Source organism: Psychrobacter sp. bablab_jr014 (assembly GCF_016464015.1).
In the GTDB taxonomy this organism is placed as follows: Bacteria; Pseudomonadota; Gammaproteobacteria; order Pseudomonadales; family Moraxellaceae; genus Psychrobacter.
In genome coordinates this window covers 105,618-123,253 of the sequence record NZ_JACDXT010000009.1, presented here as the reverse complement: position 1 = coordinate 123,253, position 17,636 = coordinate 105,618, and the positions used below count along the sequence as shown (strand labels likewise).

The 17,636-nt window shown below is 48.6% G+C and carries 14 protein-coding genes and 2 tRNA genes; 11 read left to right on the top strand and 5 right to left on the bottom strand.

Annotation, left to right across the window (positions count from 1 at the left end; translation table 11 throughout):
* The first annotated feature begins 41 nt into the window (after window positions 1–41).
* The gene (locus tag JIE71_RS02505) at window positions 42–278 is read left to right on the top strand and encodes a hypothetical protein (protein ID WP_199507146.1); all 237 of its coding nucleotides are present in this window, start codon (window positions 42–44) and stop codon (window positions 276–278) included.
* A gap of 44 nt (window positions 279–322) precedes the next feature.
* A complete protein-coding gene (locus tag JIE71_RS02500) occupies window positions 323–1,441 on the top strand; it encodes an MBL fold metallo-hydrolase (RefSeq protein WP_199507145.1) in 1,119 nt (372 codons plus the stop codon).
* Between the two features lie 48 nt (window positions 1,442–1,489).
* Here the strand turns inward: JIE71_RS02500 and JIE71_RS02495 are convergent, their stop codons facing one another.
* The gene (locus JIE71_RS02495) at window positions 1,490–2,428 is read right to left on the bottom strand and encodes an ATP-binding protein (protein ID WP_199507144.1); all 939 of its coding nucleotides are present in this window, start codon (window positions 2,426–2,428) and stop codon (window positions 1,490–1,492) included.
* A 46-nt stretch (window positions 2,429–2,474) separates the two neighbouring features.
* Here JIE71_RS02495 and JIE71_RS02490 point away from each other — a divergent pair, with 46 nt between their 5' ends.
* Complete coding sequence (locus JIE71_RS02490; protein WP_199507143.1) at window positions 2,475–3,371, top strand: protein kinase domain-containing protein; 897 nt, start codon at window positions 2,475–2,477, stop codon at window positions 3,369–3,371.
* A gap of 204 nt (window positions 3,372–3,575) precedes the next feature.
* On the opposite strand, the gene JIE71_RS02485 is transcribed toward JIE71_RS02490, so the two are convergent.
* The 4 genes from JIE71_RS02485 to JIE71_RS02470 all read right to left on the bottom strand — a co-directional run bounded on the left by JIE71_RS02485 (window position 3,576) and on the right by JIE71_RS02470 (window position 7,150).
* Window positions 3,576–3,660, bottom strand: a tRNA-Leu gene (locus JIE71_RS02485).
* Between the two features lie 114 nt (window positions 3,661–3,774).
* A tRNA-Leu gene (locus JIE71_RS02480) sits at window positions 3,775–3,859 on the bottom strand.
* Window positions 3,860–4,062: 203 nt separating this feature from the next.
* Window positions 4,063–5,811 carry a sigma 54-interacting transcriptional regulator gene (locus JIE71_RS02475; protein ID WP_199507142.1) on the bottom strand — a complete coding sequence of 583 codons (1,749 nt, stop codon included), beginning with the start codon at window positions 5,809–5,811 and terminating at the stop codon, window positions 4,063–4,065.
* Between the two features lie 97 nt (window positions 5,812–5,908).
* Window positions 5,909–7,150 carry a two-component system sensor histidine kinase NtrB gene (locus JIE71_RS02470; RefSeq protein ID WP_199507141.1) on the bottom strand — a complete coding sequence of 414 codons (1,242 nt, stop codon included), beginning with the start codon at window positions 7,148–7,150 and terminating at the stop codon, window positions 5,909–5,911.
* Window positions 7,151–7,314: 164 nt separating this feature from the next.
* On the opposite strand from JIE71_RS02470, the gene rimO reads away from it, so the two are divergent.
* The 8 genes from rimO to bamA all read left to right on the top strand — a co-directional run bounded on the left by rimO (window position 7,315) and on the right by bamA (window position 17,591).
* On the top strand, window positions 7,315–8,868 hold the full coding sequence (gene rimO, locus JIE71_RS02465) for a 30S ribosomal protein S12 methylthiotransferase RimO (RefSeq protein WP_206767380.1): 1,554 nt from the start codon (window positions 7,315–7,317) through the stop codon (window positions 8,866–8,868).
* Window positions 8,869–8,992: 124 nt separating this feature from the next.
* Complete coding sequence (gene pyrH, locus JIE71_RS02460) at window positions 8,993–9,718, top strand: UMP kinase (protein WP_199507140.1); 726 nt, start codon at window positions 8,993–8,995, stop codon at window positions 9,716–9,718.
* A gap of 78 nt (window positions 9,719–9,796) precedes the next feature.
* Window positions 9,797–10,351: a ribosome recycling factor gene (gene frr, locus JIE71_RS02455; RefSeq protein ID WP_199507139.1), complete on the top strand. Its 555-nt coding sequence runs from the start codon at window positions 9,797–9,799 to the stop codon at window positions 10,349–10,351.
* 200 nt (window positions 10,352–10,551) lie between these two features.
* The gene (gene uppS, locus JIE71_RS02450; RefSeq protein ID WP_199507138.1) at window positions 10,552–11,316 is read left to right on the top strand and encodes a polyprenyl diphosphate synthase; all 765 of its coding nucleotides are present in this window, start codon (window positions 10,552–10,554) and stop codon (window positions 11,314–11,316) included.
* An 84-nt stretch (window positions 11,317–11,400) separates the two neighbouring features.
* Window positions 11,401–12,213 (top strand): phosphatidate cytidylyltransferase, encoded by an 813-nt coding sequence (locus JIE71_RS02445; RefSeq protein ID WP_199507137.1) that lies wholly within the window; start codon window positions 11,401–11,403, stop codon window positions 12,211–12,213.
* Between the two features lie 110 nt (window positions 12,214–12,323).
* Complete coding sequence (gene ispC, locus JIE71_RS02440) at window positions 12,324–13,541, top strand: 1-deoxy-D-xylulose-5-phosphate reductoisomerase (RefSeq protein ID WP_199507136.1); 1,218 nt, start codon at window positions 12,324–12,326, stop codon at window positions 13,539–13,541.
* A gap of 9 nt (window positions 13,542–13,550) precedes the next feature.
* Window positions 13,551–14,918, top strand: a complete 1,368-nt coding sequence (rseP, locus tag JIE71_RS02435) for an RIP metalloprotease RseP (RefSeq protein WP_199507135.1) — start codon at window positions 13,551–13,553, stop codon at window positions 14,916–14,918.
* Between the two features lie 249 nt (window positions 14,919–15,167).
* Complete coding sequence (gene bamA / locus JIE71_RS02430; protein WP_199507134.1) at window positions 15,168–17,591, top strand: outer membrane protein assembly factor BamA; 2,424 nt, start codon at window positions 15,168–15,170, stop codon at window positions 17,589–17,591.
* The last annotated feature ends 45 nt before the right edge of the window (window positions 17,592–17,636 follow it).

Below are 17,636 nucleotides of genomic sequence, written 5' to 3'. Positions count from 1 at the left end.
TGACGCCGCTATTTATTTTCACCATTTATAACAGGCAGACAATGACCCAATCTGACAAACCCAGCCAGCAAACACCGCACAACCATTTACCCCCAATCGAAGAACCGACGCCGATTGATGTCAAAGGCTGGTCACAAAAAGCACTGGTGTTAATTTTGTGCGCCATCAGCTTTTATGCAGGCGGGCGCGCGTATGAGTCGCGCATGGTCAATAACTGTGTGGCCAGTGGTGGCGAGATGGTCGAGCGCGGTGATATGCTGATGTGTCAAAGCCGTTAATGGCTAAGCGACAATGAGTGGTCATGAACAATAAGGGATAGCGTATGCTACAACTGACCTTTTTGGGGACATCTGCTGGCGTACCGACCAAGCAGCGCAACGTTACCGCGCTGGCTATCGAGTGCCTCAATCCGTTTTTAAACGCAGACAAAGCACAAAGCCGAAAAAACCGCCCGTGGGTGTTAATCGATTGCGGAGAAGGCACGCAACATCAACTACTGCACACCAAATTGTCCTTGTCGCAATTGCAGCTGATTTGCATCACGCATGTACATGGCGATCACTGTTATGGTTTGCCAGGGCTGCTTGCCAGCGCGGCAATGTCGGGGCGCACGCAGCCGTTGACACTCATTGCACCAAAGGCAATTGCTAAGATGCTCGACACCTTGAGTATCACCACCGAGCTGTATTTTCCTTTTGTGGTCAATTTTGTGGCTATTGAAGATTTACAACAAGCAGACGGCAGCTATAAGGTGCAAATTTTGCAGCTTGGCAGTGCGCACCAGATTGATATTGATATCACCGCGCTATCGCACCGTGTACCCTCTTATGGTTTTGGCATTACTCAAAATATCGGTCGGCGTGTGCTCGATACTGAGCGCCTAAAAAAAGACGGTATCGCCGCAGGGCAGGCGTGGGGACAGCTTCAACAAGGTAAAGACGTTACTCTTAAGACAGACGAGATATTGCGCGCTGCTGACTATACTCAGCTGCACAATCAGCGCACCAAAGTCGTGGTTGCAGGGGATAATGATGCGCCCGAACGTTTGCAAGAGACATTAAAAGACGCCGCCTTACTGGTACATGAAGCCACCTATGTCCAAGCGCAACTAGAAAAAGTAAAAGGCAATAACAAAGGCTACGACCCCATGCACAGCAGCGCCGCGCAAGTGGCAAAGGCGGCAAGTGCCATGGGGATTCAGCAGTTGATACTGACGCATTTTAGCGCCCGTTATCAGTCCTTTGAAGATGCGAGCAGCGACATGCCAAATATGGCACACATTCGCGCCGATGCCGAAGCGTATTATTCAGGTGCGCTGTGGCTGGCAGCGGACTTTGCGCAATATATGGTCGCACACGATAAACAAACGGGCGAAGTGATGGTCAATTATTTAGGCAACCTAAAACACCGCGCCCCGTCCCACGATACAATCGCTGAATAATTAAAGCGCCTGATAGTGCTAATCTGCTAGGTGCTTCTGTGTTTATTATTAAGTATTGTCTTCGTCCGCCGCAAGTTGTAATTGCCCAATCCATTGACGGCTAAACTGATATGCCGAGCGTCCTGAGCGCCCACGCTGCGAGGCAAAACGCAAGGCATGTGTCTTAGCATCGTTAGGCAGCTCGGTATCGTTAGCTTGTGGTAATTGTGCGGCAATGTTTTTAGGCAAGTGCGCTGTCGCTTGCTGCAAATAATGCTGCACAATCTGCAAATACGTCTGCTGATTCATCGGCTGAAATGATAGCCACAGCCCAAAGCGGTCGGATAGTGACACCGTCTCATCAATCGTCTCGTACGGGTTGACCTCATCGGTCTGGCCATTATAAATATCTACATTGTCTTTCATCATTTGCGGCAGTAGATGGCGGCGGTTGCTGGTTGCGTAGACGAGCAGCTTGTCTTGCTCGGAGTCTAGCGCGCCATCGAGCACACTTTTTAGGGTGCGGTAGTTTTCGTCATGCCCATTAAAGGCCAAGTCATCACAGTAAACTACATAGCGGCATGCGCAGTCTTTGGACAAGGTGTTGATGGCAGCGCGTATCTTATCGAGTACCACAAGATCATCACGGGCAATTTCAATTACTCGCAGCCCCTCGGCGTGATATTCGCGCAGTAGCGCACGGATGAGCGACGATTTACCCGCGCCGCGTGTGCCTGTCATTAAAACGTGGTTGGCAGGATAGCCCTTTAAAAACTGGCGCGTGTTTTGTACCAGCTTGGCTTTTTGCGTATCAATGCCTTGTAAATCGTCCAAGCCAATATGCAGATTGACCGCCAATGGCTCAAGATGCCCTTGTGCGCCGCCGACCCAGCGATAGGCCAGCTGTTCAGGGTCGATGGTTACAGGCGGGGTGGTGTGCTCAGTAAAGTAGCGGGTTAATAAATCAATCAGCGGCTCGGGTAGGGCGTAGGGGCGTGGCTCAGACATACAGGCTATCCTTGATAAAACAATAAATCATACAGCTAGGTAGAGTATGCCAATGCCGATAAGAGCGCAAGTCGATGCGTATCAAACCCAAATAATCTTTGCCTTACAAGCGCGTGGTTATCAGCAAATCACGCCGATGCGTATCAGCTATCAGCCGTCTGATGAGGCAGGTTTGTCACAGGTACAAGGTCTCTTGCGTGCCCAACATCCAGAGCAAGGGCGCGTCATTGTCAAATGGCAAGTCAATATCGACGGTGTCTCTACTGGCTTTGGCAACTTAATTCACGAAATCCATGTCTTAAATAGCTTGCTGGCAGTGTCGTCTTTACCTTTGCCACCTGTTATTACACATTATTCAGCACTGCCCTTAGCCAATCATCAAACCGCTACAGTCTTAATCACAAAAAATTGCGGTAGTGACCTACGTGTGATTTTGCGCCAACAGTCTCCTATAAATAAGCCCAAAATAATACAACGCATTGCTGCCGCTTTATATGAACTGCACCACGCAGGCTGGCTACACAATGATATAAAGCCCAGCAATATTTTATGCAATGAGGATAATTTTATTACGCTGTGTGATTTTGCGCTGAGTTGTCCTATTCATAATGATGCTGCAGCGCCAATGGGCACGCCTGCTTACCTTGCCCCCGAGCGCTGGCATGGACAGCCCGCTACGGTGCAGACCGATATTTATGCCTTTGGCGTGTTGATGTATGACATACTGGTGGGTCAGCGTCCGTATCAGATGGATACCGCGCAGGCAGAAAAAAGCACAACGCACGCATGGGCAGTACAGCATTGCCAAGCGCCAATACCCAAGTTGCCTGCAGAATACACGCATTGGCAACATCTGATAGAAGGCTGTCTTGCAAAGCACAAAAATAACCGTTGCCGCGATATGTTGGCGGTGATGGCAGCGATAGATAAAGTCAATAAATAGTCAGATACTATTGAGGTCTTGCAGGATACAATTATAAAAACCGCAAAAAGCAGGTTTATTGTATAAGCAATTGAAATAAAGTGTGAAGCAGAACAAAAAGATAGGCTGTAGCGAATAACAAAACCAGCAGGCACAAAAAAACCTGCTAACAAGCAGGCTTATTTAGTTGCATACCCTGTGTTTGATAATCAAATCGCTAAATAATGGTGGGGCTGGAGAGACTCGAACTCTCACACCTCGCGGCGCCAGAACCTAAATCTGGTGCGTCTACCAATTCCGCCACAGCCCCGATATTACGCCACACTTAGTATGTGATGACATCAGCGATGTTTGATTAAAAAAACCTGCTTAAGTGAGCAGGCTTAGTATGCAGTATGAGACAGTTAAATCACTATCCGAAAATTGGTGGGGCTGGAGAGACTCGAACTCTCACACCTCGCGGCGCCAGAACCTAAATCTGGTGCGTCTACCAATTCCGCCACAGCCCCAATTTTCGCTACTCTATCATTAAATATATTTGAATGCAAATATCTTAATGAAGAACAACTGATTCGGTAGTGCGTCTCAGTGGTTGGCTATTATATAGAGTTTGCTTTGTTTGGCAAGCCTTTTTTGCACTTTTTTTCCATCTTTTTATAGGGATTATAAAAGTAGTTGATTTTAATGGCTTATTTTTTGACCATTTTATACTTTAATCCTCGCTTTGTGGCATGTCATCGGCTTCGAACTGCTGTAGTTTGCGTGTTAGGGTGTTGCGTCCCCAGCCAAGCAGCTTGGCGGCAGCGATTTTTTTGCCATCGCTGTGTTCAAGCGCCGCAGTGAGCAGGACGTGTTCAAATTCAGGCGTGGCGGCTTGCAAAATATCGGTCTGTCCAGCGGCAAGGGCAGCGGTCGCCCAAGCACGTAATGGCTGCTGCCAGTTGGTCGAATTATGCGGCAACGTGCTAGAGATACTTTGGGGGGATACGGGTGCGCTGTTAGCTGGGATAAAGGGTTCAGGGCGCTGATGAATATCGCTCGCAATGGTTGCAGGCTCGTCGTGTGACGTTGCTTGATTATTAACAGCCGCTTGTAACTCAGGCGGCAAATCCTCTGCCAAAATCGTATCGCCTGTCGCCATGACCGTCAGCCATAGGCAGACGTTTTCGAGCTGGCGCACATTGCCGCGCCAATCAAAGGCTTGCATAATGGCGAGCGCGTCGTGATGTAGGGCTTTGACCTTAGTGTTCATCTGCTTGCCTGCCTGCTGTAAAAAATAGTGACTCAGTGCAGGAATATCTTCAGGGCGCGCGCGCAGCGGTGGCAGGGGTAGACGGATGACGTTCAGGCGATAAAATAAGTCTTCGCGAAACGTGCCTTTTTTGACCAGTTGCTCTAGGTTTTGATGGGTAGCGGCGATGATGCGCACATCAACTTTGACAGGCAGCCTGCCGCCAACACGGTAAAACTCGCCATTGGCAAGTACCCGCAACAAGCGTGTTTGCGTACTAAATGGCATATCGCCGATTTCATCCAAAAACAACGTACCGCCATTGGCTTGCTCAAAGCGCCCTTGCCGCTGGGTGGTCGCGCCTGTAAATGCGCCTTTTTCATGTCCAAACAGCTCAGACTCAATCAAATCATGCGGAATGGCTGCCATATTCAGTGCAATAAATGGCGCATCATGACGGGGGGAGTGCTCATGTAGCGCACTGGCGACCAGCTCTTTACCTGTGCCTGACTCACCCGTAATCAAAACGGTAATGGGTGAGTACGCTAAGCGACCAATAGCGCGAAACACCGTTTGCATCGCTTGCGATTGCCCGATGATGCCTGTCGGTGACTGAGTCTCGCCATCAGTATCACTCGCCGTGTCGACTGCGGCGTCATCTATTGGTTTGGATGGTTTTGGCGTACTGACAGGTTTAGGCGGTGTTTTTGGCGTTTGCTCTTTTTGATTATCATCGATTGCGGTGGACGCAGTATCGGGCGCTTCGTTTGTCAAAAGGTTTGTGCTTGGCTGTGTGCGCATCCCTTGGGCAATCGCTTTATCCACCAGCGCTACTGCGTCATCTAAGTCAAACGGCTTTGGCAGATAATCAAACGCGCCTGTCTGATAGCTGTTAATGGCCGAAGACAAATCTGAATGCGCGGTCATAATAATGACGGGCAGCTCAGGAAAATGCTCATGCACCCAATCACTGAACGACAGGCCATCCATCAGCGGCATACGAATATCGGTCAAAATCACATCGGGCAACGTCTCTTTGGATGCCTGTCCTGCCAAAATATCATTCAGACGTAACCACGCCGCCTGCGCTTGAGTAAAACGAATGACCTCTAATCCTGCATCCATAAACGTATCTGCCAATATCAAACGCAGTGCAGCATCATCATCAATGAGCCACAGCCTTGATGGCGTATGACGTGTGGTATCGGCAGTGGCAAGATTGTCAGTCATACAAAACCCTCTTAAACGCAAAGTTAACGCAAATAAACAACAAATATAAGGCAAAAAAAGTAACGTAAAAAATCAGCGCGGTATTTATCCAAACGCTTTAGTGTGCTGCGGACGCTTCGGTATAGCGATGTGGCTGGCAAAACGGCAAATACAGCGTGAAGCACGTGCGCCCAGCCGTGGAGTCAACCTCAATCATACCATGATGCCCGCTGATAATATCTTGCACAATGGACAATCCCAAGCCTGTACCTTGGGCACGACTCGTGACCATCGGAAAAAAGATTTGTCCGAGCATCTCAGGCGCAATGCCTGCGCCATTATCGACAATACTCACTTGTAAAACTTGTCGATGCTGCTGATTGCCAATCGTGTGCTGAAACGCCACCCGCGTTTGGATGTATAGATGCATCTTATAGTCGTGGTCATCACCCAAGCTGGCTTGATACTCGCTCATCGACTCACAGGCATTATTAATAAGATTTAAAAATACTTGTATCAGCTGGTCTTTATCAGCAATCATTTCAGGCAGTGATAAGTCATAATCACGATGCACGCTGACGCTTGGGTACTGTCCTGCGCTTAAGGTTAAAACATGCTCAAGTGGCTCATGGATATTTAAAGGCTGCCAGTCAGGAAGCCGTGACGAGCCAAGCATTTGCCCAATCAGTTGCGTTAAACGGTCAGTCTCAGAGATGATGATATCGGTATAACCCAGCAGTTTTTGTGAGGTTTGCGCGAGTGGGCTGACGCTATCATCGGCCGTTTGAGACAGCTTTTGATATTGCCGTGCGAGCAGCTGCGCCGCACCGCGAATGCCTGCCAAAGGATTTTTTACCTCGTGCGCGACGCTGCGTAACATATGCCGTGCAACCGCATACTGTTGTTGTTTTTCTTGCGCGCCTGCAATACGGCTTTGACGGTCTTTGCCCCACATTTCAATTAAAAAGCAGTCTTGGTCTTGATAGCGGGTGGGTGTCACGCTGTAATCGACCGAAACCATCGCTGTGCTGTTGATCTCAATCACATGGTCGTGGTCAATAAATGGCTGCTGATACTGCGTGGCTTGGGCAAAGCGCTCAGCCAGTAAATGCGCGCTGTCATTTTCAGGGGGGATGGGCGCGCTCTTGTCATACGGCAGGCGGGCGGTCAGCAAGGTTAAAATAGATTGATGCAGTAAACGTCCGCGACTGATGGCAAGCAGCTGCTCCGCTTGCGTATTGATCCATTTAATGGTCAAGTCACTATCGACCCATAAAATCGCGGTAAATAAATGCTGGTTGATAAAAGCAAAGTCAGGTGCATCCGTGTCTGTATGGCTATCGGTGGCGGCTTGGCGCATCGTTTTGTCCTATTTTTTGTTATCCTCATGCGTTTTTGGGCGTGCAATAACACGCTCAAAATGATATTTAACCACAAATCAAGGCATTAGCACCGCAAAACTGGTGATTAAGGCAAAAAAAACGTACAATGCGACCAGCCCATTTATCGTAAGCAAGGTCAGCCATGACAAAGATTTTAAGTCAGTCTGTCACTCAGACAACCGCCAGCCAAAACCCGCCAGCTACCGATGCGGTACAACAATACACACCCAACAGCGCCACCCCAAGTGCTGAGCCCTATCACCACAAAGCCAATCATAACCAAAACCGCAGCATCAGCGACAGTCATGACAGCAGTCAAAATGCCGCCGCACCTGTCAGAAGCGCAGGTGCCAAGATTGGTTTTGTATCCCTTGGTTGCCCAAAGGCATTGGTTGATAGCGAGCGTATCATCACTGAGCTAAGCCGTGATGGTTATCAAGTCGCCAGCGACTATGACGGCGCAGATTTGGTTGTCGTCAATACCTGCGGCTTTATTGAGTCAGCGGTACAAGAGTCGCTCGACGCCATTGGCGAAGCCATTAACAAAAATGGCAAAGTTATCGTTACAGGCTGCCTTGGTAAAGATGCGGACAAAATCCGTGACATGCACCCATCCGTCCTTGCGGTGACAGGCGCGCACGCGTATGACGAAGTGATTACCGCCGTCTCGCACCATGTGCCAAAGCCCGTACAAGACAATAAAAGCTATGACCCAAAAATCGACCTGATTAATGATGCGGGCATTAAATTAACGCCCAATCATTATGCCTATCTTAAAATCTCTGAAGGCTGTAACCACCGCTGCACCTTTTGTATTATCCCAAGCTTGCGCGGCGACCTCGTCTCACGTCCGATTGATGAGGTGATGACTGAAGCTGCGGCGCTAAAAAAAGCGGGTGTCAAAGAGCTGCTGATTATCTCGCAAGACACCTCCGCCTATGGTCTGGACTTAAAATATAAGACCAGCTTTTGGAACGGCATGCCGATTAAATCCAAATTTTATGACCTGTGCAAAGCATTAAACCAGCTTGGTATCTGGGTGCGTCTGCATTACGTCTATCCGTACCCGCACGTCGACAAAGTGGTCGAGCTGATGAGTGAGCAAAAGCTGCTACCGTACTTGGATATTCCATTCCAGCATGCCAGCAAAAGCGTGCTTAAAGCCATGAAACGCCCCGCGCACAGCGAAAACACCTTAGAGCGTATCAACGCATGGCGCGCCATTTGCCCAGACATTGCGATTCGCTCTACCTTTGTCGTTGGCTTCCCAGGCGAGACCGAAGAAGACTTTGAAATCCTACTCGACTGGCTCAAAAAAGCGCGCCTTGACCGCGTGGGTTGCTTTACATATTCAGAAGTCGAAGGCGCGGTGGCAAACGACTTGCCAAATCATGTGCCCGAAGACGTCAAGCAAGACCGTTACGAGCGCCTCATGGCCGTGCAGCAAGAAATCAGCGCGCAAAAGCTGCAAGAAAAAATCGGCAAAACCATGACTGTATTGGTCGATGAGATTGACGCAGAAGAAAACATCGCCATTTGCCGCAGCTACGCCGACGCGCCTGAGATTGATGGTCATGTCTATGTCGATGAGATTACCCCAGCGGTCAAGGTCGGTCAGTTCTTAACCGTCACCATTGATGACGCCAGCGAGTATGATTTATTCGCCAGTTATCAGCCCGCTGTGGCTGGTAAGTAAGCGGGAAAATTGCCCAAAAGCAAATGGTTTTTGCTACAATTAGCGCAATTTAGCCCATCGAACGGTGGGCTGTGCCGCTAAACGGTTTGAAGTTTCATGATAGCTTAACAACAAAGGTGCCCTTATGTCGGACAAAAATCCTCGTTACTCGCGTATTTTGCTCAAGCTCTCAGGCGAAGCCCTTGCAGGCAGCCGAGACATGGGTATTGACAGTGACGTACTTGATAAAATGAGTCTATCTATCGCCCACTTGCGCGGCCTTGGCGTTCAAGTCGGTATCGTGGTCGGCGGCGGCAACCTATACCGCGGCGCACAGCTACAAAAAGAAGGTCTGGTCGGACGCGTCACAGGCGACCAAATGGGCATGCTTGCAACCGTCATGAACGGTCTTGCCATGCGTGACGCGCTAGAGCGCCGCAACATCAAAACGCGCCTGATGTCAGCGCTGCCTATCGGTGAAGTGACTGAAAGCTACAGCAGCCGTAATGCTATCCGCTATCTAAAAAATAACGAAGTGTGCATCTTTGTGGCAGGTACAGGCAACCCATTCTTTACCACTGACACTGCCGCATGCCTACGTGGTATCGAAATCGAAGCGGGCATCATCCTAAAAGCCACTAAAGTCGATGGCGTTTATGACAAAGACCCAAGCCTACATGACGATGCCAAAAAGTACGACGGCCTGACCTTTGATGAAGTATTAGAGCAAAAGCTTGGCGTGATGGATTTGACCGCCATTGCTTTATGCCGCGAGCACAACGTGCCATTACAAGTGTTTGACATGACCAAACCCAATGCGCTATTAAATGTCGTGATGGGTGATAATGAAGGCACACACGTTTATCATTAAGTATCGATACGCCTTTTCTTCATCCCAATAAGTCGCAATAATAGCCTGTGGCTTTATCAAAAAAATAAGGACAAGATTATGATTAAAGAGATTAAGCAAGACGGCGAAGCCCGTATGCAAAAAACCCTAGAAGCACTGGACAATACGTTTAGCAAAGTACGTACAGGCCGCGCGCACCCTGGTATGCTATCAAGCGTCACCGTCAGCTACTATGGTGCAGACACGCCGCTTAACCAAGTTGCCAGCGTCAACGTCGAAGACTCGCGCACGCTATTGGTACAGCCGTTTGACCGCAGCATGGTGCAAGCTGTAGACAAAGCGATTCGTGAAGCTGATTTGGGTCTAAACCCGATGACTGCCGATGTGATTCGTGTGCCGATGCCAGCATTGACTGAAGAGACGCGCCGCGATATGCAAAAACTGGCGCGCGCGGAAGCTGAAAACAGTCGCGTGTCTGTGCGTAACGTCCGCCGCGATATGATGAATGACATCAAAGACTTGGCAAAAGAAAAAGAGATTTCTGAGGATGACGAGCGCCGCGCAAGTGATGATATTCAGAAAATCACGGACAAGTTTATCGATGCTATCGACAAGAAACTTGAAAGTAAAGAAACCGAACTGATGGCGGTATAAACGTTCATCCAGCAGTCTGCTGCATTTTAATATAATGCAGCGGCTGCTTTTTTAGCGTTCATTGTGTCAAAGGCCGTACGGATGCGCTGATAGCGGCCATAGATAAGAGTATTGGCAAAAATAGCTATTTGCGTTATTGCATTATTATTCTAAAACCGTACGTCGACCATTTCTCTTTTTTATTATAAGCAGTGTGTTTTATGTCTACGTCTATTGCAACCAGCAGCCGTGTGTTGCCACAACATATCGCCGTCATTATGGATGGCAATAACCGCTATGGCAAAGCCCAAGGTCTTGGCAAAGGCGAGGGGCATATTGAAGGCAAGCGTGCATTAGACCCGATTGTAGAGCATTGCTTGGCATCAGGGGTCAAAGTGCTGACCGTTTTTGCCTTTTCTAGCGAGAACTGGCAGCGCCCTGAGCACGAAGTTAATTTGTTGATGCAGCTGTTGTCATTGACCATTGATGAGCAAATGCCACGTATGCATAAGCACCGTATCCGTTTGCGCTTTATCGGTGAGCGCACTCAATTGGATGACGCACTACAAGCAAAAATGGCCGATGCAGAGAGAGAGACGGCAGATTTTGAAGCGATGACGTTGGTTATTGCAATCAGCTACGGCGGTCAGTGGGATATTGCCAATGCGGCAAGGATACTGGCTGAGCAGGTGCAGGCAGGCAACCTCGACACGGCTGATATTACTGCTGAGCGTTTGGGTGCACAGGTGCAGTTGGCGGATGTGCCAGCGGTAGACATGCTGATTCGTACAGGTGGTGAATACCGCATTTCTAATTTTTTACTGTGGCAATCAGCGTATGCGGAGCTGTTCTTTACCGATACGCTATGGCCTGAATTTACCCCCACTGAGCTTGAGCGTATGTTCGATGACTTCTCTAAACGTCAGCGCCGCTTTGGCAAAACCAGTGAACAAGTCGACGCGCAGCAAACACCGCCTGTTGTATAACAAACACGACTAAGGGCAAGGAAAGCCTTTTACAACAATGTCTTTTTATAATAATAGAACATGAAATAATAAGGTTAACTCACTATGTGGCAACGGATTAAGACAGCAATCGTCCTTATTATTATCGTTGGTATTGCGCTGTTTGCCAGTCAATCCGCCGTATTGTTTGCCCCACTTCTGTTTATAGGGGCTGTCATTGGCGCGTATGAGTGGACAAAGCTAATGCCCAAATGGCGGATGACCATACGCTTTGTTCTGCTAGAGGCCGTGATTGTTATTGTTGCTTTATGGGCAGATATGTTGTGGGTCGGCTGGTGGGTTGCTTCGCTAGCTATTTGGCTGATGGCCATGTTTTGGGTCGGCAGCTTTCCTGAGCGTACCGAACGCTGGTACGGCAAACATTTGGCTGCAATCGGGGTGATTGTATTGACTGCAGCCATTACGGCGATGTTCTATCTTTGGCAGCAGTCGCCTTGGTGGCTAATGTATGTGTTCTTGCTGGTATGGTGTGCCGATAGTGGCGCCTATTTTGTGGGGCGCAAATTGGGTCGCCGAAAGATGGCGCCCAGCGTATCGCCCAACAAGAGCGTTGAGGGTTTGCTGGGCGGGCTGGTCACAGGGTTGTTGGTCGTCGGCTATATCAGCATTTATAAGCTTGAGCTGACAGGCAGCGCCCTTGCAGCATTTGTCGCGCTATCGGCGGTGACCATTTTGGTATCGGTACTCGGCGATTTGTTCGAATCCATGCTAAAACGCCGTGCTGGTATTAAAGACTCAGGCACGATACTGCCAGGTCACGGCGGTATTTTAGACCGTATTGACTCCTTATTGTCTGCCACGCCCGTTTTTGCCTTTGGCTTTTGGGGGTTATTACATATGGGCTGGATGGTCTCTTAAGCTAAGATTTTCATGGCATCGTTTATCCTGATGTCAATGCATCGTACGCATATTTTATTTTTATAGGACACGTAGATGTGCTGCGTTCCTCCCACACATAGGCAAACATAATGACAAGGCAACGTATTGCCGTACTCGGCGCGACGGGCTCAATCGGTGACAGTACTTTAGCTATCTTAGCCATGGCGGAGCACAACTTTGAGGTTTATGCGCTCTCTGGGCATCAGCGTTTAGACAAATTATTCGCGCTATGCGAGCGCTTTCGTCCGACTCGCGTTGCCGTACCAAGCGCGTCTGTAGACGGGTTTGCCATACGTTTGCAAGCGGCTGGGTTGTCCATTGATGTGGTTGGTGGTGATGAAGGGTTAAATGACATTGCTACGGACAGTGAAGTTGATACTGTCGTTGCCGCGATTGTCGGTGCGGCAGGCTTGCCCTCAACGTTAGCTGCGGCGCGTGCAGGCAAGCGCATTTTGCTCGCTAATAAAGAAGCTTTGGTCATGGCAGGTCAGGTCATGATGGACGCCGTAGCGAACAGTGGTGCCACCTTATTACCGATTGATTCTGAGCACAATGCTATCTTTCAATGCTTACCGTTAGATGTGCAACAATCGCGTACGCACATTCATGACAGTAAACATGGCATCCGTAATCTGTGGCTGACTGCATCGGGCGGCCCTTTTTTACATAAATCTTTTGAGCAAATGCAGCAGGCAGGTGTGGCCGAGGCGGTTAAGCACCCCAACTGGTCTATGGGACAAAAGATTTCTGTCGATTCGGCGACCATGATGAATAAGGGGCTTGAGCTGATTGAGGCGTGCCACTTGTTTAATTTGCCAGAAGATAAAATTTCGGTCGTTATCCATCCGCAGAGTATTATTCACTCAATGGTGGCGTATAATGATGGTAGTGTTCTAGCGCAAATGGGCATGCCTGATATGAAGACGCCCATTGCGCATGCGCTCAGCTACCCTGAGCGGATAGAGAGTGGGGTGGTGCCGCTTGATTTGTACGAGATGAGCGATTTGTCTTTTATCAAGCCTGATTTGCAAAAGTTCGCCTGTCTGCGCCTAGCGCGTCAAGCCATGCAAGCGGGCATGCCTGCGACCATTACCTTAAACGCGGCTAATGAAATTGCCGTTGAGGCCTTTTTGGCAGAGCAGATTCGCTTGACAGATATCGCTGATATCAACGAGCAAGCGTTAAGCTATGGCACAGCAGAATTTGGTACACGCATAGAGGCAAGCCTTGAGGACATCTTGGCAATGGACGCGCGCGTGCGCATGCATACTCAACACCTGATAGCGCAGCTTACGCGCCGCGCGTAGGATAAAGCAATGACTTTTTTATTGACGTTACTGGCCGCTATTTTGGTGCTTGGGCCATTGGTCGCTTTGCACGAGTGGGGACACTTTATTGTTGCACGGCTGTGTGGCGTTAAGGTACTGACGTATTCTATTGGTTTTGGGCCCAAGCTTGCAGGCTGGCGCAGCAAAAAAAGCGGTATCGACTATCGTATCTCGGCGCTGCCTTTGGGTGGTTATGTCAAAATGCTCGATGAGCGTGAAGGCGAGGTGGCAGCCGACGAGCTGCATTTGGCCTTTAATCGTCAGCATCCGCTCAAGAAAATTGCCATCGTCGCCGCAGGGCCAATCATGAATTTTGTGATTGCGATTTTTTTATTTTGGGTGCTGTTTATGACCCCATCAGAGCAGCTGTCCACCAATATTGGTGAAGTGCTACCTGATACTCCTGCGGCGATCGCTCAGCTGCCTGTGGGGGATAAAGTCGTCGCGATTGATGGACATGACGTGCAGACGTGGGAGGCGATTAATTACCGTCTGGCAGGACGTATGGGCGAGACAGGCAACATTAATGTGACCGTCATGGGGCAAAGCGGCAGTGACACGCAAACCTTTCAGGCGCCGATTAGCGATTTTATGCAGCACAATAATGGCAAAGATGCGCTCAGCAGCTTTGGCGTTTTGCCATGGCAGCCGACGATAGAACCTATTATTGGTGGGTTAAGCGAAGGCGGCGCTGCTGAACGTCAAGGCCTAAAGGTTGGCGACCGTATTACGAGCATTAATGGCAACAAGATTGACGATTGGATTAGCGCGACGCGTATCATCCGTGACAATCCTGAAGCCTTGCTTACTTTTGATGTCATGCGCGATGGCAAGCCTGTCCGCCTTGAAGTTATGCCGCAAGGTAAAAAAGACACGATGGGCAATGCGTACGGGCAAATCGGTGCTATGGTCGAAGCTTCAGAGATTGTCGTCCCTGATGCGTACAAGACCACGGTCGTTTATGATCCAGCCGCAGCCTTAGTGCAGTCATTTAAAAAGACCGAGCAGCTGGCGGTAATGACGGTCGATTCGATGGGCAAGATGATTTCAGGTATGATTGGTCTAGAGAATTTATCAGGACCGATTACTATTGCCAAAGTCGCTAAGCAAAGCTTTGAGATCAGCTGGCAAACAGTACTCTCAACCGCAGCTTTAATCAGTTTGAGCTTAGCGGTGCTTAATTTATTGCCGATTCCTGTCTTAGACGGTGGGCACATGGTGTACTATCTGATTGAGCTGATACGCGGACGCCCTGTGTCTGAAAACGCACAGATGGTCGGCTTAAACATCGGCTTACTCTTACTGGCAGGTTTCATGGTGTTAGCGATTGGTAATGATATCAGTCGCCTGTTTTAATTATAGATTCAACGCAATCGATACAAAGTAGCTAAAATCAATGCCTAAGCGCTTTATCTATGCTTCCTTAGTCCAGAAATGGATAAAATAGGCGCACTATACTATTGATGATTTTTAGTTTATTTTATGATGCGTTTTATATAGAGTGTGTGTTATCTGTCAACATATCCTTGAATCCTAGGTTTGGGATGACAGAAACCAAAGCCAACCTTATTTTTATTTAAGCAATTTTATTGACGGATAGTGTTTATGCGTACGCCTTTATTTATGAGTGCAGCGGGACTGCCAGTCATGGTAGCGATGATGAGCATGTCTGCCCACGCAGCAGATTTTGTGGTGACAGATATTGGATTTAATGGTTTACAGCGTGTTACCCCCGATAGCCTGTATCCCGTTCTTCCTATCAGTGTTGGCGACACCGTGACGGATGCAAGCCTCGCTGCCAGTATCAAAGCACTATACGCCACGGACAATTTTGCCAATATCCAAAGCCGTATTGAAGGCAATCAGTTGCGCTTTGATGTGGTTGAGCGCCCGATTATTGCTGAAGTCAATTTTGAAGGTAATAAACTGATTCCAAAAGAAGGTCTTGAGGCGGGTCTACAAAATGCAGGTCTGTCAGCTGGACAGGTGCTCAAGCAAGCGACCTTGAAAGGCGTGGCGAATGAGCTACAGCAGCAATACATCAGCCAAGGCTACTACAACAGTAATATCGAAGTTGATCAAACGCTACTCGATGGTAACCGTGTCAAACTTGACGTGCGCTTTATTGAAGGCAAGCCTGCCAAAGTCGTTGATATCAATGTCATTGGCAACGAGCACTTTAGTGATGAGGATATTAAAGACGTCTTTGCAGTAAAAGAAGCGTCATGGACGCGCTTGTTATCAAAGTCTGATCGCTACGCGCAAGAAAAGCTGGCGGCAAGCTTAGAAAACCTAAAAGCATTGTACCAAAATGATGGCTATGTGCGTTTTAATGTTGACAATGCCGTGCTTAACATTAGTGAAGACAAGCGCAGTGTGTTTATCGAAGTCAGCTTGACCGAAGGCGAGCAGTACAAGTTTGGTGAGGTCAACTTTTTAGGTCGTCCAATTAAAGACACCGCTGAGCTACAAAAGCTTGTCACCTTTGCGCCAAACAAAACCTACTCACAAGCAGAGCTGGATGCCACGACAGCGGCATTAAAAAACAGCTACGGCAATGAAGGCTATTATTTAGCGCAAGTACGCCCTGTACCGCGTATTAACGATGAGACCAAAGTCGTCGATGTCGATTATTATATCGATCCTGCGCGTCCTATTTATGTGCGTCGTATTAATTTTAGTGGCAATATCCGCACCAAGGATGAAGTGCTACGCCGCGAGATGCGTCAGCTTGAGGGATCGCTCTCGTCTAATGAAAAAATTCAGCTCTCGCGTGCGCGTTTGATGCGTACAGGTTTTTTCAAAAGTGTTAAAGTCGATGTCAAACCTGTCCCCAACCAACCCGATCAAGTGGATGTCAACTATACCGTTGAAGAGCAGCCATCTGGTAGCTCAACGGTAGCGGCAGGTTACTCGCAAAGTGGCGGGGTTACCTTTCAAGTTGATCTGACACAAAACAACTTTATGGGTACAGGCAATCGCGTGAATGCAGCACTATCGCGCTCAGAAACGCGTGATTCTTATAGCCTTGGCTATACTGATCCGTACTTTACCGAAAATGGTGTTGCTCAAGGTGTTAGCGCGTATTATCGTAAGACCAAATACGATGACAGAAACGTGAGTAACTATGTTACCGATTCTTATGGTGGTACGCTGAAATACAGCTATCCTGTAGATGAAACCAAGCGCGTAAGTGCGGGTATCAATATCGACAATACTGAAATCCGTGGTGGCCGTCGTTTAGGCATCTCAAACGTACAGCAAATTATTGATGATGGCGGCACCGCAGAAAAGTACCGTGATGATGAGGGCAACGAGATTGAGCGTTTTGGCTTTAAAAACGACTACACGACCTATAATCTATTACTTGGTTGGGACTACAGCACCCTTGACCGTCCTACCTTCCCAACCAAGGGTATGAGCCACCAAGTGGACGCAACCATAGGCTTTGGTGATACTAATTATCAAAAGCTGACCTATCGTGGTAATGCCTACTATCCAATCTATAAAGACTTTATTGCTCGCGGTTATGCTAAACTTGGTTACGGTAATGACTTGCCGTTTTATGAAAACTTCTATGCAGGCGGCTACGGCTCGGTGCGTGGCTACGAAGCCTCAACTCTAGGACCTAAGTCAAAAAGCTATTACGATGCTATTGATGACGATACCATCGCTACAGAAGAAGAAGTTGGCGGTAATGCACTGGCCAGTTTTGGTGCTGAGCTGATTTTACCCATGCCGTTTAAAGGCGACTGGGCAGATCAAGTACGTCCTGTATTATTCGCCGAAGGCGGCCAAGTCTTTGATACCACTGATAAAGAAGACCGTACCTTTACAGATCCTATCAGTGGCGAAGCTACAGACATTCCGTTACTGACCCAAGATAATGAGTTCCGATTCAGTGCGGGCGCTGGTGTGACATGGTACACGCCGATTGGTCCGATTTCATTGAGTTATGCAGTACCTATTAATGATAAAGAAGGCGATGAGACTGAAAAAGTTCAGTTCCAGATTGGTAGCACATTCTAAAGACTATCATCTGACATCATCGTTCCAATCCTCTCGCATCGCCAA

Coding starts and splice junctions, on each gene's coding strand:
- JIE71_RS02505 (WP_199507146.1), top strand. CDS start 42: ATGACCCAATCTGACAAACCCAGCCAGCAAACACCGCACAACCATTTA.
- JIE71_RS02500 (WP_199507145.1), top strand. CDS start 323: ATGCTACAACTGACCTTTTTGGGGACATCTGCTGGCGTACCGACCAAG.
- JIE71_RS02495 (WP_199507144.1), bottom strand. CDS start 2,428: ATGTCTGAGCCACGCCCCTACGCCCTACCCGAGCCGCTGATTGATTTA.
- JIE71_RS02490 (WP_199507143.1), top strand. CDS start 2,475: ATGCCAATGCCGATAAGAGCGCAAGTCGATGCGTATCAAACCCAAATA.
- JIE71_RS02475 (WP_199507142.1), bottom strand. CDS start 5,811: ATGACTGACAATCTTGCCACTGCCGATACCACACGTCATACGCCATCA.
- JIE71_RS02470 (WP_199507141.1), bottom strand. CDS start 7,150: ATGCGCCAAGCCGCCACCGATAGCCATACAGACACGGATGCACCTGAC.
- rimO (WP_206767380.1), top strand. CDS start 7,315: ATGACAAAGATTTTAAGTCAGTCTGTCACTCAGACAACCGCCAGCCAA.
- pyrH (WP_199507140.1), top strand. CDS start 8,993: ATGTCGGACAAAAATCCTCGTTACTCGCGTATTTTGCTCAAGCTCTCA.
- frr (WP_199507139.1), top strand. CDS start 9,797: ATGATTAAAGAGATTAAGCAAGACGGCGAAGCCCGTATGCAAAAAACC.
- uppS (WP_199507138.1), top strand. CDS start 10,552: ATGTCTACGTCTATTGCAACCAGCAGCCGTGTGTTGCCACAACATATC.
- JIE71_RS02445 (WP_199507137.1), top strand. CDS start 11,401: ATGTGGCAACGGATTAAGACAGCAATCGTCCTTATTATTATCGTTGGT.
- ispC (WP_199507136.1), top strand. CDS start 12,324: ATGACAAGGCAACGTATTGCCGTACTCGGCGCGACGGGCTCAATCGGT.
- rseP (WP_199507135.1), top strand. CDS start 13,551: ATGACTTTTTTATTGACGTTACTGGCCGCTATTTTGGTGCTTGGGCCA.
- bamA (WP_199507134.1), top strand. CDS start 15,168: ATGCGTACGCCTTTATTTATGAGTGCAGCGGGACTGCCAGTCATGGTA.